General features: G+C 67.8%; 27 protein-coding genes and 2 pseudogenes. 19 read left to right on the top strand and 10 right to left on the bottom strand.

Annotated features, from left to right (window positions below):
- Positions 1–57 precede the first annotated feature (57 nt).
- Positions 58–1047 carry an AAA family ATPase gene (locus tag ACFQI8_RS17030; RefSeq protein ID WP_390246895.1) on the top strand — a complete coding sequence of 330 codons (990 nt, stop codon included), beginning with the start codon at positions 58–60 and terminating at the stop codon, positions 1045–1047.
- Positions 1048–1057: 10 nt separating this feature from the next.
- Here ACFQI8_RS17030 and ACFQI8_RS17025 read toward each other — a convergent pair whose 3' ends face one another.
- The 3 genes from ACFQI8_RS17025 to ACFQI8_RS17015 are packed head-to-tail and all read right to left on the bottom strand — an operon-like array spanning position 1058 to position 4049.
- The gene (locus tag ACFQI8_RS17025) at positions 1058–2080 is read right to left on the bottom strand and encodes a DUF7982 domain-containing protein (protein ID WP_390246893.1); all 1023 of its coding nucleotides are present in this window, start codon (positions 2078–2080) and stop codon (positions 1058–1060) included.
- Positions 2077–2571, bottom strand: coding sequence for a hypothetical protein (locus tag ACFQI8_RS17020; RefSeq protein WP_390246942.1), 495 nt, complete (start codon positions 2569–2571; stop codon positions 2077–2079). Before ACFQI8_RS17020 ends, ACFQI8_RS17025 begins: the two co-directional genes overlap by 4 nt.
- A gap of 17 nt (positions 2572–2588) precedes the next feature.
- Positions 2589–4049 (bottom strand): DUF58 domain-containing protein, encoded by a 1461-nt coding sequence (locus ACFQI8_RS17015; protein WP_390246891.1) that lies wholly within the window; start codon positions 4047–4049, stop codon positions 2589–2591.
- Between the two features lie 258 nt (positions 4050–4307).
- On the opposite strand from ACFQI8_RS17015, the gene ACFQI8_RS17010 reads away from it, so the two are divergent.
- From ACFQI8_RS17010 to ACFQI8_RS16980, 7 genes are all read left to right on the top strand, one after another.
- Positions 4308–6506, top strand: coding sequence for a DUF4129 domain-containing protein (locus tag ACFQI8_RS17010; protein ID WP_390246940.1), 2199 nt, complete (start codon positions 4308–4310; stop codon positions 6504–6506).
- Between the two features lie 60 nt (positions 6507–6566).
- The gene (locus tag ACFQI8_RS17005) at positions 6567–7574 is read left to right on the top strand and encodes a DUF1616 domain-containing protein (RefSeq protein WP_390246889.1); all 1008 of its coding nucleotides are present in this window, start codon (positions 6567–6569) and stop codon (positions 7572–7574) included.
- Positions 7575–7765: 191 nt separating this feature from the next.
- Positions 7766–8407: a rod-determining factor RdfA gene (gene rdfA, locus ACFQI8_RS17000; protein ID WP_390246887.1), complete on the top strand. Its 642-nt coding sequence runs from the start codon at positions 7766–7768 to the stop codon at positions 8405–8407.
- Positions 8408–8442: 35 nt separating this feature from the next.
- Positions 8443–10404, top strand: coding sequence for an archaea-specific SMC-related protein (locus ACFQI8_RS16995; RefSeq protein WP_390246885.1), 1962 nt, complete (start codon positions 8443–8445; stop codon positions 10402–10404).
- Between the two features lie 318 nt (positions 10405–10722).
- Positions 10723–11016, top strand: coding sequence for a hypothetical protein (locus ACFQI8_RS16990; protein WP_390246883.1), 294 nt, complete (start codon positions 10723–10725; stop codon positions 11014–11016).
- 46 nt (positions 11017–11062) lie between these two features.
- Positions 11063–11257: a DUF7557 family protein gene (locus ACFQI8_RS16985; protein ID WP_390246881.1), complete on the top strand. Its 195-nt coding sequence runs from the start codon at positions 11063–11065 to the stop codon at positions 11255–11257.
- Positions 11250–11549 (top strand): type II toxin-antitoxin system RelE/ParE family toxin, encoded by a 300-nt coding sequence (locus ACFQI8_RS16980; RefSeq protein WP_390246879.1) that lies wholly within the window; start codon positions 11250–11252, stop codon positions 11547–11549. The genes ACFQI8_RS16985 and ACFQI8_RS16980 overlap by 8 nt, the downstream gene beginning before the upstream one ends.
- A 74-nt stretch (positions 11550–11623) precedes the next feature.
- On the opposite strand, the pseudogene ACFQI8_RS16975 reads toward ACFQI8_RS16980, so the two are convergent.
- Positions 11624–12027, bottom strand: a pseudogene (locus tag ACFQI8_RS16975) (HVO_A0114 family putative DNA-binding protein).
- Between the two features lie 24 nt (positions 12028–12051).
- A pseudogene (locus tag ACFQI8_RS16970) lies at positions 12052–12354 on the bottom strand (toxin-antitoxin system TumE family protein).
- 182 nt (positions 12355–12536) lie between these two features.
- Between ACFQI8_RS16970 and ACFQI8_RS16965 the strand changes: the two are divergent.
- The 6 genes from ACFQI8_RS16965 to ACFQI8_RS16940 all read left to right on the top strand — a co-directional run bounded on the left by ACFQI8_RS16965 (position 12537) and on the right by ACFQI8_RS16940 (position 15243).
- The gene (locus ACFQI8_RS16965) at positions 12537–12890 is read left to right on the top strand and encodes a HalOD1 output domain-containing protein (RefSeq protein WP_390246938.1); all 354 of its coding nucleotides are present in this window, start codon (positions 12537–12539) and stop codon (positions 12888–12890) included.
- A gap of 277 nt (positions 12891–13167) precedes the next feature.
- Positions 13168–13446: a ubiquitin-like modifier protein SAMP3 gene (gene samp3 / locus ACFQI8_RS16960; RefSeq protein ID WP_390246877.1), complete on the top strand. Its 279-nt coding sequence runs from the start codon at positions 13168–13170 to the stop codon at positions 13444–13446.
- A 1-nt stretch (position 13447) separates the two neighbouring features.
- Complete coding sequence (locus ACFQI8_RS16955) at positions 13448–13705, top strand: MoaD-like domain-containing protein (RefSeq protein ID WP_390246875.1); 258 nt, start codon at positions 13448–13450, stop codon at positions 13703–13705.
- A complete protein-coding gene (locus ACFQI8_RS16950; RefSeq protein WP_390246873.1) occupies positions 13702–14172 on the top strand; it encodes a DUF8048 family protein in 471 nt (156 codons plus the stop codon). Before ACFQI8_RS16955 ends, ACFQI8_RS16950 begins: the two co-directional genes overlap by 4 nt.
- A gap of 36 nt (positions 14173–14208) precedes the next feature.
- Positions 14209–14904, top strand: a complete 696-nt coding sequence (locus ACFQI8_RS16945) for an AzlC family ABC transporter permease (RefSeq protein WP_390246871.1) — start codon at positions 14209–14211, stop codon at positions 14902–14904.
- Positions 14905–15243: an AzlD domain-containing protein gene (locus ACFQI8_RS16940; protein WP_390246869.1), complete on the top strand. Its 339-nt coding sequence runs from the start codon at positions 14905–14907 to the stop codon at positions 15241–15243.
- Positions 15244–15548: 305 nt separating this feature from the next.
- Here ACFQI8_RS16940 and ACFQI8_RS16935 read toward each other — a convergent pair whose 3' ends face one another.
- A complete protein-coding gene (locus ACFQI8_RS16935; protein WP_390246867.1) occupies positions 15549–17480 on the bottom strand; it encodes an aldehyde ferredoxin oxidoreductase family protein in 1932 nt (643 codons plus the stop codon).
- Between the two features lie 126 nt (positions 17481–17606).
- Entirely contained in the window at positions 17607–18686 is a 1080-nt protein-coding gene (locus tag ACFQI8_RS16930; RefSeq protein ID WP_390246865.1) for a hypothetical protein, read from the bottom strand.
- Positions 18687–18783: 97 nt separating this feature from the next.
- Here ACFQI8_RS16930 and ACFQI8_RS16925 point away from each other — a divergent pair, with 97 nt between their 5' ends.
- A complete protein-coding gene (locus tag ACFQI8_RS16925) occupies positions 18784–19620 on the top strand; it encodes a histidine kinase (RefSeq protein WP_390246863.1) in 837 nt (278 codons plus the stop codon).
- A gap of 76 nt (positions 19621–19696) precedes the next feature.
- Entirely contained in the window at positions 19697–20779 is a 1083-nt protein-coding gene (locus ACFQI8_RS16920) for an archaeosine biosynthesis radical SAM protein RaSEA (protein ID WP_390246861.1), read from the top strand.
- 486 nt (positions 20780–21265) lie between these two features.
- On the opposite strand, the gene purQ is transcribed toward ACFQI8_RS16920, so the two are convergent.
- Both purQ and purS read right to left on the bottom strand, forming a co-directional pair.
- Positions 21266–21940: a phosphoribosylformylglycinamidine synthase I gene (purQ, locus tag ACFQI8_RS16915; RefSeq protein ID WP_390246859.1), complete on the bottom strand. Its 675-nt coding sequence runs from the start codon at positions 21938–21940 to the stop codon at positions 21266–21268.
- Position 21941: 1 nt separating this feature from the next.
- The gene (gene purS / locus ACFQI8_RS16910) at positions 21942–22193 is read right to left on the bottom strand and encodes a phosphoribosylformylglycinamidine synthase subunit PurS (RefSeq protein WP_004969187.1); all 252 of its coding nucleotides are present in this window, start codon (positions 22191–22193) and stop codon (positions 21942–21944) included.
- 284 nt (positions 22194–22477) lie between these two features.
- On the opposite strand from purS, the gene ACFQI8_RS16905 reads away from it, so the two are divergent.
- The 3 genes from ACFQI8_RS16905 to ACFQI8_RS16895 all read left to right on the top strand — a co-directional run bounded on the left by ACFQI8_RS16905 (position 22478) and on the right by ACFQI8_RS16895 (position 25279).
- A complete protein-coding gene (locus tag ACFQI8_RS16905; RefSeq protein ID WP_390246857.1) occupies positions 22478–23872 on the top strand; it encodes a GntP family permease in 1395 nt (464 codons plus the stop codon).
- Positions 23873–24018: 146 nt separating this feature from the next.
- Positions 24019–25002, top strand: coding sequence for a formyltetrahydrofolate deformylase (locus ACFQI8_RS16900; protein ID WP_390246855.1), 984 nt, complete (start codon positions 24019–24021; stop codon positions 25000–25002).
- Positions 25003–25063: 61 nt separating this feature from the next.
- Positions 25064–25279, top strand: coding sequence for a hypothetical protein (locus ACFQI8_RS16895; protein ID WP_390246853.1), 216 nt, complete (start codon positions 25064–25066; stop codon positions 25277–25279).
- Between the two features lie 34 nt (positions 25280–25313).
- Here the strand turns inward: ACFQI8_RS16895 and ACFQI8_RS16890 are convergent, their stop codons facing one another.
- Positions 25314–26333, bottom strand: a complete 1020-nt coding sequence (locus ACFQI8_RS16890) for a phosphoribosylaminoimidazolesuccinocarboxamide synthase (protein WP_390246851.1) — start codon at positions 26331–26333, stop codon at positions 25314–25316.
- Between the last annotated feature and the right edge of the window lie 43 nt (positions 26334–26376).

The raw sequence follows: 26376 nt of genomic DNA, 5'->3' as shown, positions 1-26376 counted from the left end.
CCTCGCGGGGTCGACGAGACCGCAGTTATATGTGGCCGCCGTCCCGACTGTCTCCATATGAGTGCTCCCGAAGAGGTCTACGAGGCCATCCTCGACGAGACGTCGCAACTCCTCGTCGGGAACGAAGACGCGATAGAGGCGCTCACTATCGCGTTGCTGACCAACGGGCACGTCCTCCTCGAAGGGGTTCCGGGCGTGGCTAAGACGACTATCGCCAACCTGTTCGCACACGCCGCGAACCTCGACTACCAGCGGATTCAGATGACGCCCGACGTGCTCCCGGCGGACATCACTGGCACCCACATCTACCGCGAGAACCTCGGCGAGTTCGACCTCCAGCGGGGGCCGGTCTTCTCGAACGTCGTCCTCGCCGACGAGATAAACCGCGCGACGCCGAAGACGCAGTCCGCGCTCCTCGAAGCGATGGAGGAGGGGCAGGTGACAATCGAAGGCGAGACGCTCAAGCTCCCCTACCCGTTCATGGTCGTCGCCACGCAGAACCCCATCGAGTACGAGGGGACGTTCAACCTCCCCGAGGCCCAGCGCGACCGCTTCCAGTTCAAGGTCGTCGTCGACCTCCCCGACCGGGCCGACGAACGGGAGATTCTCGAACGGTTCGACCGCTCGCCGTCGCTCAAGCCCTCGGACATCTCGAACGTCGTCGACGACGCCGACATCGGAGAGGCCCGACAGGTCGTCACGGCCGTCCACGTCGACGACAAGGTGTTCGACTACATCCTCGACCTCGTCGGTGCGACGCGGACGCACGCCGCGGTGGAGTTCGGCGCGTCGCCCCGCGCTTCGCTGGCCTTCCTGCGGGCCGGGAAGGCCGCGGCGGCGATTCGCGGCCGCGACTACGTGATTCCGGACGACGTGAAGCGACTCGCTCCGATCATCATGTCGCACCGCCTCGTCCTCGGGACCGAGGCGGACATCAGCGGGCGCGACCCCCGAGACGTCGTCGAGGAGGTCGTCGACACCGTGCCGACGCCCGAAGTCGGTCTCGACGAGTCGACGACGACCTCGGTCGCGGGCGACGACGACTGAGGGCCGTCGGCTATCGCTCGTCGGCTTCTGCTTTTTCGGCCTCGGCGGCCCCTTCTTCGGCCTCGGTCCCGCTGTCCTCCGACGCCGCGCCCGCGGACGCCGCACCGACTCCGCTGTCGTCGACGTCCCACCGGCAGGTGACGGCGAAGTCCATCTCCTCGCCGGCGGCGACCTCGGTGACGACCGGCGCGTCGAGGCCGCGGGCGACGACCACGGCGACGAACGACGCGACGGGCGTATCGAACGTCTCGGCGGCGGCGAACCGGCAGTCTTCGACGCGAACCGTTAGGCGACCGTCCGCGGCGTCCGTCTCGGCGGTCGCTGTCTCGGCGAGTTCGAACAGTTCCACGAGGGCGTCGGTCGCCTGCCGCGCCAGCGCGTCGGGGTCGTCGCCGAGCGGGCCGTCGAGACTCCGCTCGAACTCGTCGAACAGGCCGCCGCCGCTGGGGTCGAACGCGACGCCGCGAGTCAGTTCGTCGTCGGTGACGACGAAGGTGTCGCGGAGCGTCTCGGCGTCGGGGAGCGCGTAGTCGCGGCGCTCCGGGACGAACAGGCGAACGCTGTCGCGGCCGGCGTCGGGGACGTAGACGGTCGCGTCCTGCAGGCCGAGTTCGTCGACGACGGCGGCGTGATTGCGAGCGTGCGGGATGAACACTGACGACCCGACGCCGACGGGGATGAACCGCTCGGGGCTGAGATACCGCGTCACCGCGGCGGCGAACAGCCCGATAGCGCCGAGGACGACCAGCGTCTCCCGGACGGGGGGAAACAGCGCGCCGCCGAGCAGGCCGGCGACGCCGAGCGCGGCCAGCGCGATGGCGGTCTGCCGGTACCGGCCCTTTCGAAGCGCCTCGTAACGCTGTCTGAGCCGGGCGTTCTCGCGTCGGAGGGCGGCGAGTTCGGTTCGGGCGTCGCCCGCCTCGTCGGTGCCCGGCCGACCCTCGTCGCCGGTGGCGGCCGAAACGACGCCGCGGGCGTCCCCGTTCGCCAACGCCGACTCCCGGTCCCGGTCGCGCGCGTCGTCCGCGCTCATCGCTCCGCCTCCGTCGCGTCGACGAGGCCCAGCGCGACGCGCTCGTAGCGGTGGAGTCCGTAGGCGACCGCCGCCGCGAGGACGGCGGCGACCAGCGCGGCCTGCCACGCCCACCGGAGCGTCGTCCAGAGCGCCCACGCGACCCCGAGGGCGACGACGTAGCCCGCCGCCAATCGGGCGACTCGAGCGGGGTCCGGCGGCCACGCGTACGCGGCGCTCGCGAGGAGCGGGAACGCGGCCAGTTGCGTGGCTCCGAGCGCGACGAGGCCCGCGTCTCCGAACAACGAGACGGCGGTCAGTTGGGCGACGACGAACGCGAGCGGTCCCTCGCTGGCCGCCGCCGCGACGAGGACGAGGGCGCCCGCGGCGACGCCCCACAGCCCGTCTGTCAGGCTCACCGCGAGGGTGAAACAGAGGACGCCCGCCGCGTCCATCGGGGTGAGCTCGTTCGCGTCCAACACGGTTCGAATCGTCCGTTCGCTCTGGTTCACAGGTGTCTCCATCGGTATCACTCCGCGGCGGTGGCCCGGCCCGTCGCCAGTGCCATCGCGCTCTTCGGGGCGACCTCGTAGGCGGTGACGTTCGGCAGGCGTTCGAGGCGCTTTCTGAACTCCTCGAAGGCGACGAACCCGGCCGCGTCCGCGTCTCTCGCACCGCCCGCCCCGCCCGCGTCGACGGTCTCGCTTTCGGCCGCGTCGTCGAAGAACGTCGTCGGCGTGAGGAAGACGCTCGTCTGGGAGCTCCGTTTCGACGCGACGACGACCGCCTCGTACGTCTCGACTTTCGCCGAGTCGTCGGTGACGAGCACGAGGTGGTCCTGTCGATCCGACCGCGAGCACGCGGACTTCACCGCGTCGAAAAGCGGCCGGTCGCTGACCCGCGAGACGTAGCTCTCGCCGTCGCTGAGGTACGGGCGGAGCGTCGCCGCGAACGCCGAGTCGTCGCCGTCGAGGCGGCGGCTCCGCTTGCGGGCGTCTTCCGGGGCGACCGGGCGGGACGCGCCGACCGGGCGGTGCGGGCTGGTCGTCGGCGCTATCGCGAGCAGTCGCCGCCGAACCGTCTGGTAGGCGTTCGACGACGAGGAGGGGCCGAACTCCCACGTCGTCGCGGCGTCCCCGACGAACTGCGCCGAGACGGGGTCGGCGTGGGACTCCGCGGCGTCGACGAGGCCCAGCGCGACCTCCCGCGCGTACGACAGCATCGTCCGCCCGGTCGGCCCGCGGTTCATGTGCGATCCGCAGTCGACGACGAGCGACAGCAGGTAGTCGGACTCCGATTCGAACTCGCGGATGTGCGGGTGGTTCATCCGCGCGGTGGTCTTCCAGTCGACCTGCGACAGCGTGTCGCCGGGGAGGTACTGCCGCGTCTCGTGGGGGACGAGCCCCGGGCCGGTCTGGTCGCTGGCGTGGTCGCCGAAGGTCGCGCCGACCAGTTCGCCGCCGCGGCCGACGTGGATGCCGTCGGGGGCCGGCGGTTCGACCAGACAGCGGGCGTCGAGGTCGAGCGTCACCGTCTCGGTGAAGAAGCCGGCGCGGCCCTCGATGTCGACGGCGACCTCGTCGAACGCGATTCGCCCGGCGACGGGGAACTCGACACTGCACGTGACCGACCCCTCGGTCTCGCTGGGGTCGAACGCGACCGTCCGGCGGGGCCGCTCCGGCGCGTTCACGCTCGGCGGCGCGACGAGTTCGACCTCGACGGGCGCGTCGACGGCCTCGGACAGCGACGCCGTCAGCGTCACCGCGGCGCGGTCGCCGACGAAGACCGACGTGGGTTCGACCGAGACGGTCGCCGAGAGGTCGCGGTCGACCGCGCGCATCGCCCCGACGGCGTCGACCTGCGCGACGACGAGCCACGCGGCGAGGCCGCAGGCGGCGACGAGCGGCGTCGACTCGTCGAGAACGACCGCGTACACGGCGAGAAAGCAGGCGACGCCTGCGAGCGCGGCCCACCGTCGGGTCGGAAGCATCGTGGATTCGATTCGTGCCCCCGAAGTTGAATGTTTGTGTTGGAGCGGGCCGCAGTCGGTCGCGCGCGCCCCGACGACTCGGGGCACATTCGGCGTCCACCCGGCCGTTAAATCGGGTGTTAACCCGGTGCAGTCCCCGAATCGCGCGACCCGCTCGTCCGCGGAGCGTCAGCCGAATGCCAAAACCCATTAGGTCCCCCCGTCTGGCTACGGGTAGTGCGTGGAGAATCGGGCCGCCCGGCGCGGGTGCTTTGGACGATGTTCGTCGTCGGTTGTCTCGTCGCGACAGCGCCGGTGACCGTGGTTTCTGCGGGGACGGGAGCGTGGTCCGCGCCGTCCGGTGACGGGGTGAGCGCGACGACGTCAGCGCCGGTCGGTGTCGACTCGGGCCGCGCGTCGGCGCTCTGGTCGGTCGCGGGGCCGCCGCGACAGATCGCGAACGAGACGAACAACAGCACCGCCGTCCTCCACGAGAACCCCGACGACGTCGACGACGAGAACGAGCTCGACCGCCTGCTTTCGTACCTCTCGGGCGAGCTCAACGGCGACATCGGCGCGAGCGCCCTACAACTCAGTCAGGGCGAGTACGCGGCCGCGAGGGCGGCGCTCGGCGACGACTACGACGACTCGCTCGCCAAGTACGTCGACGTGGAAGGCGAGACCGGAACCGACCCCGCGGGCGATGAGTACCGGACCGTCGGCGAGACCCAGCGGGAGTACGTCGACACCGTCAGCGAGTTCCGCGAGACCCGTCGCGAGTACGAGGCGGCGAGGCAGGCGGGCGACGATGAGCGCGCCCGCGAACTCGCCCGCGAGTTGACGCGCCTCGCAGAAGACGGCGAGACGCAGTCCGACCGGCTCACAGACGCGTTCGAGACGATTTCGAATCGGACCGATGGCGACCTGACGGAGTCTAGCGCCCAAATCGAGGCGGTGCAGGCGAACATCTCCGAACGACGCGACGAAATCGTCTCCCGAGAGTTCGTCGCCACCCGTCTCACCGTCGACGACTACGACCGGAACATCTCTTTTACCGACCCGCTCGTCCTCTCGGGGTCGCTCGTCGCCGACAACGGCACGCCGGTCGCGGCGACGACCGCCCGCTTCGCGGTCGGCGGCCGGACGGTCCAGTCGCCAGTCGCCCCCGACGGCTCGTTCGAACTGACCTACCGACCGACGCGGATTCCGGCCGACACCTCGGCGCTCGTCGTCCGGTATCTCCCGAACGACGCGTCGATGTATCAGTCGACAGAGCGGGCCGTCCCCGTCGCCGTCTCGCAGGTGAACGCGACCGCGGACTTATCCGGGCCGTCCGCGTCGCCCTACGGCTACGCCGACGCCGTCTCGGTTCGCGCGGCGGTTCGTGCGAACGGGACGCCGGTTCCCGACTATCCGCTTTCTGCGACGTTCGCCGGCTCGGCGGCGACCGCGGCGGCGACGAACGCGAGCGGCGCGTCGACCATCTCGGCGACCGTCCCGGCGACCGCGACGGGGACGGCCTCGCTCCGCGTCGCGCCCGACGGCGACGACAGAGCGGTCACGTTCGCCCCCGCGTCGGTGTCGGTCCCGCTCGAAACCGAAGGGACGGCGCTCGACGCCAGCGCCCGCGAGACTGACACCGGGACGGTCGTCGTCGACGGCCGACTCGAAACCGACGAGGGCGAGGCCGTGCGCGGCCAGACGGTCGTCATCAGCGTCGACGAGCGCGCGGTCGCGTCCGCGACGACCGGCCAGTCGGGCGCGTATCGGGCGACGTTCGACCTCCCGAGCGACGCCAGCGCCGAGAACGCGACCGTCTCGGCCGCGTTCGACGGTGCGGGGACGAACCTCGGGCCGTCCGACGCGACGGCGAGCATCAGGGTCTCAAACGCTGTCGCCGAAGCCGACGGCGGAAGCGGCGCGTCCGGCGGGCTCCCGTTCGACCCGCTCGACCTCGCGTGGGTCGTCGTCGGGACCGCGGTGGTCGGTCTCGCCGCCGCCGTCCTCCTCCGGCGGAACGGCGGTGACGACGCCGTGACGGCGGCGGTCACAGACGAGTCGGACGCCTCGGACGCCGGCGACGCGGCCGACCCGGAACCGGCGGCGACGGGGACGCCAGCGTTTGACTCGGCGGCCGCGGCCCTCGACGCCGGGCGGCCGAACGACGCGGTCGTCGTCGCCTACGCGGGCGTCCGGGAGTCGCTCGGGTCCGCCGCGGAGGTGGACGACGCCGCGACCCACTGGGAGTTCTGCGACCGCTGTATCGACGCCGGCGTCGCGCCCGCCGACGCGCTCGAATCGCTCACCGCGGGGTACGAGCGCGCGGCCTACAGCGGGCTCTCGGTGAGCGACGCGGACGCGGCCGAACTGGTCGAGACGGCCCGCTCGCTCGCCGACCCGTCCGGGTCCGACGCGCTCGAATCGCCCGCGTCGGGCGACGGTACGGACCCCTCGGAAGCCGTCGGCGCGGTCGAGTAGCGCCGTCGGAGCCCGCGGCTGACAAATGATTTTTGTGTTCGTGTCTCCCACCTCGGGTAGATGTCGCCGCGCCAAGACTGGCGGTTGTTCCTCCCCGGACCCGTCCGCGACCTCCCGGCCGACCTCGCGGCCGTCGTCGCGGGGGTCGCGCTCACGCTCGTCGCGACGCTCACGCCCGGACTGGCGGGGACGCCGCTTCGGGTCGTCGTCGGCCTCCCGTTCGTGCTTTTCATCCCGGGCTACGCGCTCATCGCGGCACTGTTCCCCGAGCGCGGCCCGCCGATTGACGCCGACGAGGACCAAGACCGGATAGGGGGTATCGACGGCATCGAGCGGGTGGCGCTGTCGTTCGGGACGAGCATCGCCGTCGTTCCGCTCCTCGGCCTCGTCCTCAACTTCACGCCGTGGGGGATACGGCTCGCCCCCATCCTCGTCGTCGTGAGCGGCTTCACGCTCGTCGCGACGGCGTTCGCGGCGAGCCGTCGGTCGGCGCTCCCCGAGGAAGAGCGGCTGGTAGTCCCGTACCGGCGCTGGGTCGCCGCCGCGCGCGACGAGCTGTTTAACCCGGCGTCGCGGACCGACGCGATGCTGAACGTCGTCCTCGTGGTGAGCGTGGTCCTCGCGACCGCGAGCGTCGGCTACGCGGTGGCGGTGCCGAAAGACGGCGAGTCGTTCACCGAACTGTACCTGCTGACCGAAGACGGAGACGACGAACTCACCGCCGACAACTACCCGGAGGAACTCGTCCGCGGCGAGCCCGCGTCGCTCGTTCTCGGCGTCGGTAACCAAGAACACCGGCCGGTGAACTACACCGTCGTCGCGGTGCTCCAGCGCGTCGAGGTGTCGAACAACTCGACGACCGTACTGGAGTCCGAGCGGCTCCGGACGTTCACCCCTCGACTCGAACACAACGAGACGTGGCACGAGCCACACGAGGTTCGCCCGACGATGACGGGCGAGCGCCTGCGACTGACGTACCTCCTCTACGAGGGCGCGCCGCCGGCGTCGCCGACGGTCGACAACGCCTACCGCGAGGTTCACCTCTGGGTGACAGTTCGCGAGAACTGACGGCCGAACCCGACCCCAGCCGGGCGGTGCGTAGCCGACCAGCCCGCTGACGTTTCTCGGGACCGCTCCGGAATCCGTGAGAACCGTCTCGTAGCTCGTGTAACTCGCTTGTGTTCTAGTTTTATCATCTCTGATAACCCATGGGTAACGCTTAGGGTGTTGCACGCTAAGCTTGCGATAGCGAAGTCACAATGCGAGACTCTGGAAGGACGGTATCCCGCCGTGGCGGCCGAGGTCCGAAGATAGAACGCATCGCGGACCGATACGGGCTCGACGGCCTCGGCGACGACCTCGTCGCCGCGTGGCTCGGGGAGGGGCGGCCACAACGGAGCCTCCGCGAACTGGAGGGCGACGTGAACGAGCGCCTCGTCCGGGCCGCCCTCGACGAGGCCGGCGCGCACGTGCTCGAAGGCGAGGCGGAGAACTTCTACCGACTCCTGACGAGCGACGACGTGACCGCGGGAAGCCGCACCGACGCGCGGAACACGCTCCGCGAGCGTGGTATCGATGTCGAGCAGTTAGAGGGCGACATCATCTCCTACCAGTCGGTGTACAACTACCTCAAGCGACACCGAAACGTCGAACGCGAGGACGACGACGAGACGGACGCGACCGAGTCGGGACTCACAACGATTCGAAAGCTTCGGTCCCGACTTCGAACCGTGACTATCGACGTCATCGACCGACTGGTGAAGAGTGAGGCGGTCTTCATCGGCGCGTACGAGGTCGAAGTCGATATTCGCGTCACCTGTACAGACTGCGACACGCGAATGACCCCGACGGCGCTTCTCTCTTCCGGGCACTGCGACTGCGACCACGACGGAGACGAGTAGCGGTTCGGGCGCTCTCACACACCCACATCCGACACATGAACGATTCAGAGGCACTTCAGGCGGCGGCTGTCCACATACGAAACATCGGCGGCATCGACGAGCGGCGCGTCAGGCTCGACCCCGGCGTGACCGTTCTGACCGGCCGCAACGCGACGAACCGAACGTCCTTCTTGCGCGCGCTCATGGGTGCGTGCGGGAGCGACGCGGTCAGTCTCAAGGGCGACGCAGACGAGGGGCTGGTCGAACTCGAACTCGACGGCCGGACGTACACTCGCGTCCTCTCGCGCGAGAACGGTACGGTCTCGACCGACGGGACGCCGTACCTCCGAGACACGACGACCGCGGACCGCTTTGCGTTCCTCCTCGGCTCGAACGAGGCGCGGCGGGCGGTCGTCGCGGAGCGCGACCTCCACGACGTCATCATGGCCCCGGTCGACACCGACGCCATCGAGGCCGAAATCGAGCGCCTGCAGAGCCGACGGACGCAGGTCGAGCGCCGACTCGACTCGCTCGACTCGCTCGAAGCCGACCGGCGGTCGCTCGAATCGAAACGCGACGAACTCGAAGCCGAAATCGAAGACCTCGAAGCCGAGCGCGACGAACTCGACGCAGAAATCGAGGCCGAAGACCGGACGGTCGAGTCCCAACGCGAGAATCAGGCGGCGTTAGACGAGGTGCTGTCCGACCTCCAGTCGGCGCGGTCGGACCTCGAAACCGTCCGCTTCCGCCTGCAAAGCGAGCGCGAGAGCGTCGAATCGCTCCGCGAGGAGCGCGGCGAACTCCAGTCGGAGCTCGATTCCTTCGACGCAGAGGCCGTCGACCCCGGCGAGGCGAGCGACCGCATCGACTCGATTCGGTCGCGCATCGAGTCGCTCAACTCGACGATTTCGGAGCTCCAGACCGTCGTCCAGTACACGGAGGACGTGCTCGACGGGAAGGCGGGCCTCATCGAGGACTCGCTGGGGTCGGTCGGCGGCGACGGCTCGGTGACCGACCAGCTCGTCCCGTCGGAGACGACCACCTGCTGGACCTGCGGCACCGAGGTCGGCCACGACCAGATTCGGGAGACGACCGACCGCCTCCGCGGGGTCAGAGACGAAAACCGCGAGGAGCGCGCCGAGCTCCGCCGCGAACTCGACGAGCTCGAACGGTCGATGCGAGCCGCTGAGCGGGCCGAACGCGACCGCCGGAGCCGCCGCGACAAACTCCGACGACTCGAAGACGAACTCGACCGCCGGACCGGGCAGATAGCGTCGCTGACCGAGCGGCGCGAGGCGCTCGCCGAGCGGGTCGAAGCGCTCGAAGCCGACGCGTCGGACCTCCGCGGACAGGCCGAAGGGGACCTCATCGAACTCCACAAGGAGCTCAACGAGGCCGAGTTCGCGCTCGACCGGAAGCGCGACGAACTCGCGTCCGTCCACGACGACCTCGACGCGCTCGACGCCCGGTTCGACGAGCGCGAGGAACTCGAAACCGAACGCGCGCAGGTCGAAGCGGAACTCGAAGCCGCGCGGACCCGAATCCGCTCGCTCACGACCGCGGCGGTCGAGGCGTTCAACGAGGAGATGGAGACGGTGCTCGGTCTCCTCGGCTACGACAACATCGAGCGCGTCTGGCTGGAGCGGGTCGAACGCCGGGTCCGAGAGGGGCGTCGAACGGTCGATAAGACCCAGTTCGAACTCCACATCGTCCGCGCGTCTGACTCCGGCGCGGTGTACGAGGACTCCATCGCCCACCTCAGCGAGAGCGAGCGCGAGGTCGTCGGCCTCGTGTTCGCCCTCGCTGGCTACCTCGTCCACGAGGTGTACGAGACCGTCCCGTTCATCCTCCTCGACTCGGTCGAGGCCATCGACGCCGAGCGCATCGCCGCGCTGGTCGACCACTTCGAGCAGTACTCGACGTTCCTCGTCGCGGCGCTCCTCCCGGACGACGCCCAAGCCCTCGACGCGTCGTACCGTCGCGTCACGTGGGGCACCGACGTGACGCCGACCGCCTGACTGACCCGTGCCCCGACCTGACCGCGTCACTTCGCGACGACAGGCGTTCTCGCGTCTCCGCTTCGTTCGCTTCCGGTTGACTCTCACTCGACTCTGTTGAAGCCCGCATCCTGCGTCTGGACTGGCGTGACACACAGGGCGCGTATTTGTCAAACAGAGACGCGGTGCGCGGGCACTCCGGGACAGTTTCGCCCCGGTTGACTTGGACATCGAATCGCCGAAATCGGGCACCCTTCGTCGTTACTGAAGCCAATCGAAGACGGCGAAGCCGGTCAGATATCCTCATGACCGGTCCCTCCGGTGCCGGGAAAACGACACTTGCTCGATGCACTCAGTCCGGGGCTCGTCGATGACGTCGCTGATGGTGCCGCGGGAGAAGTCCACGAGCGAAACGTCGAGCGACTATCGACGCACAAGCGACTCCTCTACGACATCGTCAAGCGCCACGGTGAAGTCTCGTCTACAGACTCCCACGCCGCGTACGAAGAGCACATCTCCGCGCCGAAATCGAAGGCGACCCGCCGTCGGTATCTCGGCGCGCACGAACGGTACCGACTCATCGAACAAGACGGCGCGACGCGGGGAACCCGGTATCGGCTCGTCGAGCCGTGACTGACAAAACGGTTAATACTATCAATTCGATACGTCCTTACAACGCATGTCCGCTGACAAACGAATCCCGGTGACCGAAGAGACTCGGGAGGAACTTCACGAACTGAAAAAGCCGGGGCAGACCTACGACGATCTCCTCAAGGAACTTGCCCAAAGCCGACGTCGTGAGGACCTCGAAAAGCGTTTCCAAGAGTTGGAGGACGCAGATAGTGATGATCTAACCTCGCTTGAGGATGCCTGAGGACGACTACGCTGTTCTTCTTCTTGATCAACCACGCGAGTTCTTGAGTGTCGCCGATGAGAAGACGACACGAATTTGCAAGGAGAAACTGGGGTACCTGAGCGAAACTCCATATCCGGGACGCGGACGCGGGCATAAAGAGCAGTTGCCCATCGACGGGCGACGCGATAGATTCCGAATGCACGTCTCGCGGAGCTACACAGCGATGTACACCGTCTTGGAAGAGGACAGAGAGGTTCGGGTCCTCGAAATACTACCAATCGACGATGCCCACGAGCGATACGGTTTCTGACAATCTAGTAACGATCCCAATCCAGCGGTAGGAATCCTCCCGGCTAAGTCGCGCGAGGAGGTCGGTCTCACAGGCTACGGCGCGGCGGCACCGATGTTGTTGTTCGAATCCTTGAACGGAAGGTCGATTTCGAGACCGTCGTAGGCGAGTACGGGTTTCTTCGGGAGTCCCGGCCCACCGCCTTCGAAGTCGATGACACCGATGTCGGCCAGTTCAGTCAGGTTCCGGTGAACCTGCTTGTAGTCGCGGTCAACCGACTCTGCGGCGTCGCGGATGCTGTCCGGCTCCGCCTCAGAGACGCCTCTAACAGTTCGAGGTTCTTCGGGCTGAGCAGTCGACTGAGTTCTGCGAACGAGTCGAAGTTCAGCACCGGCTGAGCGTCTTCGAGTTCCTCGCCTGCCTGTGCCGCTTTGAGCCGCTGTCTCGTGGTTTCGTCGGGGTCACTCTCCTCACCAACCGTCACTTTGAGCTTCGTCATGTCGTGTCAATTTTCCGTGATTTCTCACGTTTCCCAGTCCCAGGAGACGGACGACATCTCCTCGGCCTCTTGTTCGAATCGGTCGTAGAGCGTCAGCATCCCGGGGAGGTCGATTATCTCGATTCGGGCCCAGCGTGCCGCCCGTGACTTTCGTCCGTTCGTGGGCGTTGTCGTACCGAAGGGTGGTATCCCCCTGCGGGTGCCGAGATGGAGGCTGTAGTCCCACCCACTAGGATACTTGTCAGCCACCGTCTGGCGGATGGTTACATTGACGACGTACTCGTCTTTGACAGCCTTCCAATCTGCAATCGTGATGTAAGACGCTATCCGTCACCCTATGTTATTGGATCCATGGGGATCGCCTATGGACTTAGACACATGGCAGATCCGATGAAACGTTCAGTCGTTGATTCGCTCCCTGCGGGCTTTTTACGCCCCGCTTCCCCCCCCCAACAGTATTGTTCTAAATGCCCACTATCAAGAGCACATACCGATAGTACGCAAGAAATATAACAGATTGGGACGACATATCGAACAGACGATATCGGGGGGACGAAGCTATCATCACATCTGACACACAGCTCCGAGACGAGTTCGAACCGACACGGGTCTGGTACGACTGCGAGCGTACTCAGCCCGTCTCTGAAGCGGTCGCCGCGGCCGTGGACAAGCACACCCGCCGCGACGCGGACCTGCCGCCGCTCACAGAGCACGTAGACACCGACGCCCTCGACGCCCTCTTCGGCCGCGAAATGCCCGGTGCACCCCGCGTATCGGGCGCGTCGCTCGAATTCGACTACGCCGACCTCGTCGTCACCGTCGAGTCCGTCGGGCGCATCGAAGTCCGCGACGCGGGCCGGTAATCGGCCGGGTCGCTCGGCACGACGTCGGGACGGGTCGGCCGTCGCCGGATGGACTGCCCGGCCCGCGCCGTACCGACCTGCGCGAATCGGTATCGAAACCAGGTGGACGGGTCGTTCGAACGACCCGTCTGGACGCTCCATCGACTTAATTGGTTGAGAACGTTTAGGCAGTATACTTGCAGTTTATTTGAATTACTGCCTCCGATAACCGGTTTTCCGACTTCTCCGCGGCCCCGCCGCGACGTACCTTTTTGTCTCGTGGACGCCGACAAGGGGTATGGAACTCGAATTACGCTTCTTCGCGACGTTTCGAGAGGTGGTGGGCCAGAAGTCCATCTACTGGCGGGTCGACGACGACGCGACAGTCGGGGACGTCCTCCGGTCGCTGGAAGCGGAGTACGACGGCCTCGCCGGCCGACTCATCGAGGACGGCGAGGTCAAGCCGCACGTGAACGTGCTGAAAAACGGGCGCGAGGTGGTTCACCTCGACGGGATGGCCACGACGCTCGACGACGCGGACGCCGTGAGCGTCTTCCCGCCGGTCGCGGGGGGCTGACGTGGCACGTCGACAGCGGGCCTTCCGCGGTATCTCGCCCCGCCTCGCGATTCAGTACCTCGAAGGACTGGGCGGCGAGGCCGACGGCGGCGGCCGCGTGGTCGGTCCCGACTGGGCCGTCGACATCGAGACCGAGGAAGTCACGATAACGAGCAGTATCCAACTCACCGAGGTGCAACTCGCGTTCGAGGGCGACGAGGAGACCCTCGACGACCTCGTCGAGCGGTTCGCCCGCAAGGCGATGCGCGCGGGGGGATGACCGTGGGGGCAGACGGCGACCGGCGGCCGGGGCGCGAACGACTCAGCGAGCGCCTCGCGCCGGATGGCGACGACGGCGCGCCCCGCGGCGGTGCCATCGACGGCACGGCCATCATGCTCGCGGCCGCGAAGGCGAGCGTTCCAGCCAGCAGTCTGCCGCGGTTGCTCGACCGGGCGCAGGCGTACCTCGACGGGCGGGCCGGCGAGTACGCACAGGGGTTCGAGTGCGTCCACGAGGACGACGAGACGGCGGTGTTTCTCGTCCCGCTGGGCCACTGGGACACGAAGGGACTCGACCTCGGCTTCTCGCACCGCGAGGTCGACGCCGTCCGCCGGGCGCACGCTGAACACCTCCGGCGGGTCGGGGCGGACGCCGACCGCCGCGACGAGTTCGAGACGGCGCTCGAAATCCGCGAGGTCGCCGTCGTCAGTCGGTCGGTCAAAAGCCGGCAATCCGCCCGACGATAGACGCCTATTTTGGGGGCGACGCCGTGCTACCGACAGATGCCAACCCTTTCGTCCGACCTCCTCGACGGCGTCCGGGCCGCGGGGCCGCTCCAACTCGGCATCGCGCCGTTCGGCCTCGTCGCCGGCGTCGCGGCCGTCGAACAGGGGCTGTCGGTCGCGCACGCCCTCGGCTTCTCCAGTTTCGTCTTCGCCGGCGCGTCGCAACTCGCCATGATAGAACTCCTCGGCGCGGACGCGCCGCTGGCAATCGTCGTCGGCACCGCCGTCGTCATCAACCTCCGGACGATGATGTACTCGGCCTCCATCGCGCCCTACTTCCGCGACCTGACCGCCCGGTCGAAGGCGCTCGCGTCGTACCTCCTGACCGACCAGGCGTACGCGGTCTCTATCGCCCGCTACGGCCGCGACGGCGAGACCGACCGCTTCGCCTACTATTTCGGCGCGGGCGCGTCGCTGTGGCTCGTCTGGCAGGTGACGACCGTCGCCGGCGCGCTCCTCGGCTCCGGGCTCCCGCCGGAGTTGGGCTTCGACTTCGCCGCACCGTTGGTCTTTCTCGCCTTACTCGTCCCCACGTTGAAAGACCGCGCCTCCGGCGCGTCGTGTCTGGTCGGCGGCCTCGTCGCCACCGGCGTCGTCGTCGCGGGCGTCCCGTTCCACCTCGATATCATCGTCGCGGCCGTCGTCGGCGTCCTCGCCGGCCTCGCGGTCGACTCGCTCGGAGGTGACGCCTGAATGCCGACCGGCTACGACTCGGCGACCGTCTGGCTCGTCATCGCCCTCGCGGGCGTCCTCACGTTCGCCATCCGCGGGTCCTTTATCTACCTGTTCGGCCGCATCGACGACGTGCCGCCGGCGGTCGAGTCGGCGCTGGAGTACGTCCCCGCGGCCGTGTTCGCGGCGCTCGTCTTCCCCGCGCTCCTCGCGCCCGCCGGCGACCTCGCGGTCTCCGTCGGCAACGAGAAACTCCTCGCCGGCGCGTTGGCCGCGCTCGCCGCGTGGTACACCGAGCGCGTGCTCGCCACCATCCTCGTCGGCATGGGCGCGCTGTGGGTCCTCCGGTTCGTCGTCTGAGCCGCCGCCAGCCCCGAAACCGACATTTCCCCCCAAGAGACTCGTCTCCGGGCGACCGCGACCGCACGCGTGCCCTCTCCACCCCCGCGCCGCAACTCGCTCCCCAGCGACAGCGAGGACCGCGCCCTCCTCTCGACCGGGTTCGCCGTCGGTGTCGCCGCGCTCGTCGCCCGCGTCGTCTTCGGCGGGGCGGTGGCGTCGCTCGTCGATAGACTCGTCTCCGCGGTTCGCATCGGTCGAAAACAGCGTGATTCGGATTCGCGCGGGAGCCGACCGCGACCGTCGGGTCGGTCGCGGCGGTCGTCTCAGTCGTCGGCGGGCGCGGGCGAGTCGCCGCGGGAGACGCCCGTACCGGGGCCGATGTCGATGCCGAGCTCGTCGAGGCGCTCGTCGGGGACGACGCCGTCGACCCACTGGCGGCGGGCGTAGTACTCCTCTTTCATCTCGTCGAGTTCGCACAGTTGGCCCTCGGACGCGCCCTGTCCCGGCATCGCCCCGTCGCCCTCGACGAAGCGTCCCGGAAGCGAGTCGTCGGCCCCGTCGAAGCCGGCGAGGTTGTTGTAGTACCGCTCTAACGTGTAGATGCGGTCGCCGGTTTCGAGCAGTTCCTCTTCGGTCACGTCGCGGCCGGTCATGCCGTTGTACTGCAGGACGTACTCCTCGATGCCCTCCGCGAACGCGTTGAACTTGCAGATGTCGAACGAGTCCGAGATGGCGTGCATGTCCTGGAACAGCGCCACGAGCTCGCCCTTGCCGCGCCACTCGTGGGGGTCGTGTTTCTCCGGGATACCGAGAATCTCTGCGGACGGCGTGTAGCCGCGGAGGTGGCACGCGCCGCGGTTGGAGGTGGCGTAACCGATGCCCATCCCCTTCATACAGCGCGGGTCGTACGCCGCGATGGTCTGGCCCTTGACGGCCAGCGAGTTGTCGTAGGCGTCGAACCGCTCGGCGAGGCCGTTTGCGCCCTCCGCGAGGGCGTCGGCGAGGTCGCCGTCGCGGTTCGCGACCTCCGTGATGAGGTCGATCATGCGCTCGGTGTCGCCCCAGTTGAGCTGTTCGCTCAGGCCGTCGAGCTTGCCCTGTTCGGACATCTCCATGGCCATCGCCATCATGTTGCCCATCTCGATGGTGTCGACGCCCATGTCGTTACAGCGGTCGATCATGACGGCGATTTCGTCGCGCTCGGTGTGTCCGGAGTTCGGGCCCAGCGCGTACGCGGACTCGTACTCGTAGGACTCGCCGCGGACGTTCAGCTCCTCGCCTTTGTGCATCACCGACACCTCGACTTCCTTCTTACAGGCGACCGGACAGGAGTGACACGTCGGCTCGTCGACGAGGATGTTCTCGCGGACGTTCTCGCCGGAGACGCGCTCGGAGTCGATGTCAGCGCCCTCGGCGTCTCGCATCGCCGCGGTCGAGGTGTACTTTCCGTTTTTCGTCGGGAGGCCGTCGAGCTCCTCGCCCGCGTTCATCAGGACGTTCGTCCCGTACAGCGACAGGCCGCCCTCGTTGGGCGCGGTGACCTCGGACTCGCGGATGAGTTGCATCGCCTGCTGGTAGCCCTGTTTGAACGTGTCGGCGTCGGCGGGCTTCGGCATCCGCGTGCCGGACTTCACGACGATTGCCTTGAGGTTCTTCGACCCCATCACCGCGCCCGTGCCGCCGCGGCCGGACGCGCGGTCGTCCTCGTTGATGATACAGCCGAACTTGACCTCGTTCTCGCCGCCGGGGCCGATGGCCATTATCGAGAGGTTCTTGCCGAGGCTCCCGTCGACCTCGCCTTCGAGCTCCTCGATGGTCTCGTGGACGCCCTTGCCCCAGATGTGTTCGGCGTCGTGGAGCGTCAGTTCGCCGTCTTCGACGACCGCGTAGCTCGGCCGCTCGGCCTTCCCCGTGAACAGCAGGCCGTCGAAGCCGGACCACTTGAGCCGCGCGCCGCTCCAGCCGCCGTGGTGCGAGTCGGTGACAGTCCCCGTGAGCGGGGATTTTGTCACGACCGCGATTCGACCGCTCATCACGGTCTGCGTGCCGGTGAGCGGGCCGGTCATGAACGCGAGGAGGTTGTCCGGTCCGAGCGGGTCCACGTCCGGTCCCTGGTCGAAGACGTACTTCACGCCGAGGCCGCGGGCCCCGATGTACTTCCGCGCGTCCTCGTCGTCGATTCCCTCGTACGCGATGTCGCCTGCCGACAGGTCCACCCGAGCGACCTTGTCGTGATAACCACCGAGTTCAGTCATTGTAATCCTCGTTAGTTATATACGGTCGCTGGCGGGTTAGTGATTCCCACCGCTGAGTAACCGATAGTAGTTACACCGGTGTGACCCGACGCCGGACTGTCTCGGGATTGCGGCAATCCGTGCGACTCATCCCGGTTGCGGGCCGGCCGCCCGAAACGCGACGGTTCCGGTGGCGTCGACGACGACGCTCGCGGGGCCGCGCGGCGGGCACGACCACCAGGTTCCCGAGACCGCCGCGCCGGTTTCGAGCGTCGCCGACACGGCGTGGCCCCCGGAGGCCGTCACGGGGACGAGGTCGCGGACCTCACCGGGGTCGAGCGCGAGCGTGCGGTCGAACGACTCGCCGTCGCCCGCGGCGTCGACCCGGAGCGAGAGGCGATGTGGCTCGTCGTCGCGGTTGGCGACTGTGAGCGTCGTGTTCGCCGGTCCGCAACCGGTCGTCCCGTTCGACACGTCGACGTACTTCGTCGGCTGGTCGGGCACCGGCCACGCCGTCTCGACGCGCCGCTCGGTCGTCTCGACGGCGACGCGGTAGCTCCCGCTCCGATAGGTCACCGGCACCGACAGCCGCGCTCCCGTGGGGACGCGGTACGTCCGGTCGACCAGTGCCGTCTCCCCGAGGTCGATGCGGAGTCGCGCGGTCGTCTCGGGGCCGGGGTTCTCCACGACGACGCCCGCGGGCGCGTACCACCGTGCTGAGCCGTCGCCGACGAGCGGGAGGTCGAGTCTCGGCCCGTCGTCGGGGGGTGCCGCCGCGAGCGCACACTCCCCCCGCGCGTCGCACGAGACGGTCCGCCAGAACGCCGCGGTGTCCCGACCGAGGACGACCTCCAGCCCCTCGAACGCCGCGTCGACGGTCCACGTCGAGCGCGCCCGCAGGCCGGAGTCCGTCTCGACGAGCACCGCCGTCTCCCCGGTCGGCACCGCCACCGACAGCGCGGCGCGCTCGCCGGGCAACAGGTCGCGGTTCTCGAAGAACGCGTCGCGGCCGCCGCGGACGCCGACGACGGTCGTGAACACGGGGTCAGGCGTCGGGTTCCAGAGCGTCAGCGACCGCTCTACGCGCGCTTCGGTCGTCGGCGTCGCGGTCGGCGCGTCGGTCCCCTCCTCGGGCGTCGGCGTCTCCGTCTCTCCGTCTGGCGTCCCGCACCCGGCGAGTCCGGCGACGCCGCCCGCGAGAAGCGAGAGGAGCGTGCGGCGCTCCATACCTCATCTACGGGCGCGACCCATATGAACGCCTGTCACCGCGGCCCCGGCCTCCAAAACAGCTATCTCGTCGGCGGTCAGTCGTGTTCATGAACAGATGGGACTCGACAGCTTTCTCGGCGCGATTGACACCGCGAGTCGGTCCCTCACGGTGGTCAATCGCTCGGCACCTGACCCCGTCCAGCGGATGCTCGAAACCACGTTCACCGACCAGCCGGTCGACGTCGACGAGCTGTCGGACGACGCGCGCGGCAACGACGTGATCGTGCTCTCCGAGCAGACGCCAGCGGGGCGCGAGGTCGTCGCGACCTCGTCGCTGGAGGACGTGATGAACACCGTCCTCCTCGTGAACTCCGACCTCTACAAGACGGGGCAGGCGAAACTCGACGAGTTCGAGCTTCCGTCGGTGCTCACGCGGCTCGACGACGTGCCGTTTTCCCTCCGCGGCTATCCCGAATCGGACAAGGAGAAACTGCTCCTCGTGGCGATTTCGCGGTACATCGAGCGCCACGCGTGGCGCGCCGGCGACGGCAGGCTCCGGTCGTCGTTCCAGCGGCTCTCCCGAATCGAAGACGAACGCGGGACGCGGGCGGTCTACCAGAAGGTCGCGTCGACCGACGTGCAGACCCACGTCTACGGGATTCCGGACTGGATGCCGCCGTCGGACTCCGACCTCCTGACCCACGGCGGCTACACGGAGGATTTCTACGACTCGTGGTTCGTCGTCTACACGCCGCCGGACGGCCGCTCGGTCGGGACGGAACCCGCGACCGACGGGAGTCACTCGGGCGGCGGGACCGTGGACGGCGCGGCACCGGGCCAACCCGTCGCTCTCCTCGCCTTGGAGACCGAACCGAAGCGTTGGGAGGGCTACTGGACGTTCCGCCCGTCGCTCGTCGCCGACATCGACCGCTATATCTCGCGGAACATGTGAGCTCCGACGGTCGGTGCCCGTCGGCCGTCGAACCCAGACGAAGCCGCTTTACGCACCCGTCCGATACGGGTATCCAATGAGTAAGCCGAGCCCCGAGGTCTACGAGCGGGGACGCGGGATGGACGCGCACAACAAGGTGATGCGCGACATCCGTTCGCGGAAGCAGAAGACCTACGACCCCCACGAGCCGACCCGGGTGTGGATAGACGAGGACAACACGCCCGACGGCGTCTACGACTCGCTGACGATTATCCTCAACACCGGCGGCTGTCGGTGGGCGCGCGCCGGCGGCTGTACGATGTGCGGCTACGTCGCCGAGTCCGTCGAGGGCGGCACCGTCGCCCACGAGGCGCTGATGGACCAGATTCAGGTCTGTCTCGACCACGAGGCCGAGGAGATGGATGACGGCGAGCAGGCGGGTCTCATCAAGATTTACACCTCCGGCTCGTTCCTCGACGAGCGCGAGGTGCCGGCCGAGACCCGCGACGCCATCGCCGAGACGTTCGCCGACCGCGACCGCATGGTCGTCGAGTCGCTTCCGGACTTCGTCACGCGCGAGAAGCTGGCGGACTTCACCGACCGCGGCCTCGAAACCGACGTCGCGGTCGGCCTCGAAACCGCCACCGACCGCGTCCGCCACGACTGCGTGAACAAGTACTTCGACTTCGCCGACTTCGAGGACGCCTGCGAGGAGGCCGCCGCGGCCGGTGGCGGCGTCAAGGCGTACCTCCTGATGAAGCCGCCGTTCCTCTCGGAGCCCGAGGCGCTCGACGACATGAAGTCCTCCATCCGCCGGTGTGCGGCGGTCGACAACTGTCACACCGTCTCGATGAACCCGACGAACGTCCAGCGCTACACGATGGTCGACGAGCTGTTCTTCAACGGCGGCTACCGCCCGCCGTGGCTCTGGTCGGTCGCAGAGGCGCTCCGCGAGACGGCCGACGTGGACGCCATCGTCGTCTCCGACCCCGTCGGCGGCGGCCAAGAGCGCGGCGCGCACAACTGCGGCGACTGCGACGAACTCGTGTTCAAGGCGGTCAAGGACTTCAACCTCCGACAGGACCCGAGCGTCTTCGACCAGGTGTCCTGCGACTGCGAGGCGACGTGGGAGTTCGTCCTCGACAACGAGACGAGCTACAACATGCCGCTGGTCACCTGAGCGCCGCGCGCTGAGTCCCCACGCAGTTTCTCCCCGTGCGGACCCGACGCCCGCCGCCAACTGAGCCGCCGCCCCGAACCGGCGACCGTTCGTCCAGTATCTCGGTTCGTTTTCTCCGATTCGGCCGCATTAGGGGGAGCTATCGGAAAGTAACTGGCTCCTAACCGTCGGATAGGATATTCGTATCAAAGAGGGTGTGAGTCGTTGTCATATTCGGTGGCTCGGACGTGTCCATCCGAGCCGCCCGCCATCATGACGAAACACACGTACAAGACCGTCTACTACGCGGATGGGTGGTTCGAGATTCGCGAAGAGGAGAACGCCGAGGCGTGGATCGCCACGGACGCTCCCTGCGCTCTCGCCCCATAGCACGCGGTACGCGGGCCGAAACCTCGACACTCCAACGTCGCTCATCGTGTACGCCGCTCCGCTCGCCAACCGGCCCCGTACCGCCCGCCACCGCGGCGGACGGTCTTTTTTATACCTCTATCCCTCGAAGCCAGCCAGCACGCCCCGACCGTCGGTGTTCCCGAGTTGCGGGAGCGACGCCCGCTCGGGGTGGGGCATCAGCACCGCGACGGACTCGCTATCGCCGAGGACGCCCGCGACGTTCCCGAGCGAGCCGTTGGGGTTCGCCTCGTCGGTGACGTTGCCGTCCTCGTCGCAGTAGCGGAACAGAACCCGGTCGTCGGCTTCGAGCGCCTCGTAGCGCTCGGCGTCGAGTTCGAAGCGACCCTCGCCGTGGGCGATGGGGAGTTCGATGACCTCGCCTTCCTCGTACGCCGCGGTCCAGCGCGTGTCGGCGTTCTCGACGCGGAGGTAGACGTGTTCGCACTGGAAACGGGCGCTCGCGTTCGTCGTGAACGCGCCGGGGGTGAGCCCGGACTCACAGCCGATTTGTGCGCCGTTGCAGACGCCGAGGACGGGCACGCCGTCTTCGGCCGCCTCGCGGACCGACGCCATGATGGGCGAGCGGGCGGCCATCGCGCCGCCGCGCAGGTAGTCGCCGTACGAGAAGCCGCCGGGGAGCACGATGCCCGTCGTCGCCTCGGGGAGGGGGTCTTCGTGCCAGACGCGCCTCGCCTCGAAGCCGAGGTCGGACAGCGCGCGCACGGCGTCGCGGTCGCAGTTCGAGCCGCCGAACTGCACGACTGCAATCATCTCAGGCCTCGGCGACCGCGACCTCGTAGTCGTGGATGGTCGGGTTCGCCAGCAAGCGTTCTGCCATCTCGTCGGCGCGGGCCTCGGCCTCGTCGGCGTCGGCCGCGTCGAGGTCGACTTCGTAGCGTTCGGTGAAACGTAGCGCGTCGAGCTCGAACCCGAGTCGTTCCAGCGCGCGCTTCGTCGTCTCCGCCTCCGGGTCGAGCACGCCGCGCTTGAGGCGCACCGTCACCGTCGCGGTGTAGGTAGTCATCAGGTGGCGATGCGCGGTCATGTGCAAAAACGGTTTTGGGTCGTGTTTGATATGCACAGATGTGCGTATTCGTGCGCCGGTCGGTGACGAAGCCACCGGAGACCGCGCCACATCGCCGCCGTCGGAGGCTCTAACGGGCGAGTCTCTGCGTCGACTCCTCTGTACTGGCTCTATTTTTTGTTATACTTACTGTACAAATTATTTCCCTTAATTTATACTATAATAATTACATACATGATATATGATAATCATTTTTATAGTGTGAGTGATACGGCGTCTCACGCATGGCAATCGAATTCGCACAGAGTCCGCTTTTGACGTTCGTCGTCGGACTCGCGTTGGTCGTGTTGCTACTGGTCGTGTTAGACCTCCCCGCGTTCGTCGGCTTGGCGATAGCCGCGTTCGCGGTCGGGCTCGTCAACGCGGCGTTCGTCCCCGACTTCGCGCTCGCCGACGCGGCTACCCGGACGGCGAGCGCCTTCGGCGACGGGATGGCCGGTATCGGGATTCCCATCTTGATGGCCGCCATCATCGGGAAGTCGATGCTCGAAAGCGGCTCCGCCCAGCGCATCGTCCGCTCCTTCCAGTCGCTCGTCGGGAGAGAAAACAGCGACATCGCGCTGTGGGGGAGCAGTACGGTGCTCGCCATCCCCGTGTTCTTCGACAGCGTGTTCTACCTCATGGCCCCGCTCGCGCGGTCGATGCGGGCGCGGATGGGCGACAACTACGCGCTCTACCTCGTCGTCGTCGGGGCCGGCGCGGCGACGGCCCACGTGTTCGTCCCGCCGACGCCCGGCCCGCTCGCGGTCGCCAGCGAAATCGGGGCCGACATCGGCACCACGATGCTCATCGGCGTCACCGTCGCCGTCCCGTCGGCCACCATGGGCGGGCTCGTCTACGGCCGCTGGATTAACCGCCGCATCGACATCCCCCTCCGCGACGCGATGGGGACGACCACGGAGGAACTGCAGGAGCGCGCCCAGCGCGACGTGTCGTCCCTGCCGAGTTTCCTCGAAGCCACCGCGCCCATCGTCATCGCCGTCGCGCTCGTCGGCTCGCTCACCGTCGTCAACGCCCTCGAAGGCGTGACGCCGGCGGTCGAACAGGTCCGGCCGTTCGTCGCGTTCATCGGCGACAAGAACGTCGCGCTGACCGTCGCCGCGCTCGCCGCGGCCTACACGTACTACCGCTGGTCCGACCTCTCGCGGTCCGACTGGGAAGACGAGCTCACCGAGGCGCTGAAAAGCGGCGGCAACATCGCGGCTATCACCTCGATGGGCGGCGCGTTCGGCGCGCTCCTCGCGGCCTCGGGAATCGGCTCGTACCTCGCCAACGGGCTCGAAGGCTTCGGCATCCCGCTTCTCGTGACCGCGTGGCTCATCGCCGCCATCGTCCGCATCGCGCAGGGCTCCGCGACCGCGGCGATGCTCACGGCCGCCGGCATCATGGCCCCGCTCACCGGCCAGCTTCCGGTCCACACCGCGTATCTAGTGATGGTCATCGGCGCGGGCGGCAACATCTGCTCGTGGTACAACGATTCGGGCTTCTGGCTCGTCAAGGAGATCGGCGGGCTCACGCAGGCCGAGACGCTGAAGACGTGGACCGCGCTGACGACGATTATCTCCGTGACCGGTCTCGTCGTCGTCCTCGTCGTCTCGTCGGTGTTGCCGCTGGCGTAGGCCGGTCTCACCGTCACGTCGGATTTTCCTTCTCACGGGTGATTCACGGTCGTTCCTCAGGGATTCGCTTGCGGAGAACGACAGCGGTTTACCGCTCGCCGACGCAGGACGGGTATGTTCAGCTTCGAACAGCTGGAGGTGACGGTATGACTCGCGAACTCACCGAAATCACGGTCATCGGAGGAGACAAGACCGGACTCATCGCGAACGTGACCACCCTGCTGTTCGAGCGCGGAATCAACGTCGAGGACTTAGACCAGGCGGTCCGCGAGGGAATCTTCCGGATGACCCTCCACGCCGACACCGCGGAGATGACCTGCTCGCGCGACGAGCTTCGGTCGGCGCTGTCCGACCTCGGCGACGACCTCGGCGTCGACGTGCAGGTCCGGTTCCCGTCGGACCGCGAGACCCGCGAAATCGCCGTCCTCGTCACGAAGGAGTCCCACTGTCTCGAAGCGCTGTTCGAGGCGTGGGCCAACGACGACCTCGGCGCGGAAATCTCGGTCGTCATCGGCAACCACGACACGCTCGAACCGCTGGCGAGCCACTACGACGTGCCGTTCCACGACATCGGCGACCAGAAGGGCACCGCCAACGAACAGCGCTTGCTCGACCTCCTCGAACAGTACGACGTGGACCTCATCGTCCTCGCGCGCTACATGCGCATCCTCGGCCCGAACGTCGTCTTCCGCTACGAGGACCGCATCATCAACATCCACCCGTCGCTCCTCCCGGCGTTCCCCGGCGCGGCCGCCTACCGGCAGGCGAAAGAGGAGGGCGTCCGCATCGCCGGCGTCACCGCCCACTACGTGACGACCGACCTCGACCAGGGTCCCGTCATCGCCCAGCGCGCCTTCGACGTGCCTGACGACGCCACCATCGACGAGATAAAAGAGCGCGGCCAGCCGCTGGAGGCCGACGCGCTCCTCGAAGCCGTGAGGCTCCACCTCAACAACGACGTGTCGGTCCACCGCGGGCGCACCAGCCTCCGCGAGAGCGCCGACCCCGAGCGCTACCAACTCGGCCTCACCCGCGAGGCGCAGGCGTCGAACCCCGACCGCCCGGTCGACGGCATCATCGACGCCCTCGGCGAGCGCGACGCGCTCGCGCCCGAGCCGTCAGAGGACTGAGCCGACGCTGAGCGGGGCGACCCCCGCCAGACCTATTCTCCCTGCGACACGACTCGGAGCCGTGCCCGTCTCCCTCCGCTATCGCGTCGCCCTCGGCTGTTACGCGTTGTGGCTCGTGGCGACTGTCCTCCTCGCCGCGCACGAACTCGGACTTATCCCGCTCCTTCCCGGCGTCGAACCGGGCGTCGTGACCGGCGCGACGGTGTTTTTCGCGCTCGGCGTCGTCCAACTCCTGCGCCGCGGCTGGCGATTCCTCGTCGGCGACGACGCGTCGTGAGAACTAAAAAAACCGGAGTCGCTCGCTCCGCCGATTACAGGTCGCGGACGCGTGCCACGGCGTCCTCGACGGCCGGCGCGTCGAACCAGTCGTGGGCGACGTAGGCGTTGGTGCCGGCGCAGTAGAGGGCCGACAGCGCCTCGACGATATCGGCGGGCAGATTGTCGGGTTCGACCGCACAGTTCTCGCGCCAGTTCGGCTCGCCCGTCTCGATGGCCTCGGCCTTCGCGTCCTTGACGGCCGCGACCCACTCGGGCTGGACGCGCTTGTAATACTGGCGGACGACCTCCTTCGAGACCTGCTGGCCGCCGTAGGAAAACCGGTTCTCGTCGAACGTGCCGACCACGTCGCCGACCTTGACGGTGCCGTCGTGGTAGAGACACTCGATTTTGCCGTCCTCGTGGTCGAAGCCGGCCGTCTCGGCGCGCTCTGTCAGCACGTGGTTCACGGCGAGCGCGAGTTCCTCAAGACGGTCGAGGTCGACTTTCCCGGCGATGTCGTCGGCCTCCTCGCGAGAGAGGTAGCGGTCCTGTTCTTCGTACTTCGTGGAGAACTCCACGACCGGCTCGGGGAGCGAGACGGCCTCGTCGGGCCACTCGTCGGCGTCGAGCCCGTAGTCCGCGGGCTCGCCGCGCCGCCGGAGGCTCGACCCCACGGGGACGGTGTTGCGGAAGACGATTTCCAGCGGGATGAGGTAGTTGTCGCCGGCGGCCTCGTGGTAGGCGTCGTAGTCGTAGTCGCCGTCGACGTGCGGGAGGTCGGGCACCTGCGTGAGTTCGATGGCCATCTCCGTCGGCGGCGACCCGCACTCGCCGAGTTCCTTGACCTCGCCGTCTTCGACCACGCCGAGGTAGTGGGTCGGGACGTGGTTCACGTCGAGCAGTTCGAAGTTGTACGCGCCCATGAGACAGAGGCTCGCGCCCTTGTTCGGGACGTGGTCGGGCATCTCGCCCCAGTCGAACACCGAGTAGCGGTCCGAGAAGACGAAGCGGCCCCGCCCGAGGTCGGTCGCCGTCGGCTCCTCCTCGACGCGGAAGTCCTTCACGCTGGTCATGGTCGTTCTCTGGGCTCATCCCACTAAGAAGCTTCCACTTCCG

The sequence above is a fragment of the Haloferax chudinovii genome, assembly GCF_042663345.1.
Classification (GTDB): Archaea; Halobacteriota; Halobacteria; order Halobacteriales; family Haloferacaceae; genus Haloferax; species Haloferax chudinovii.
The sequence above is the reverse complement of the archived record's forward strand: the minus strand, read 5'-3'. Positions and strand labels throughout refer to the sequence as shown.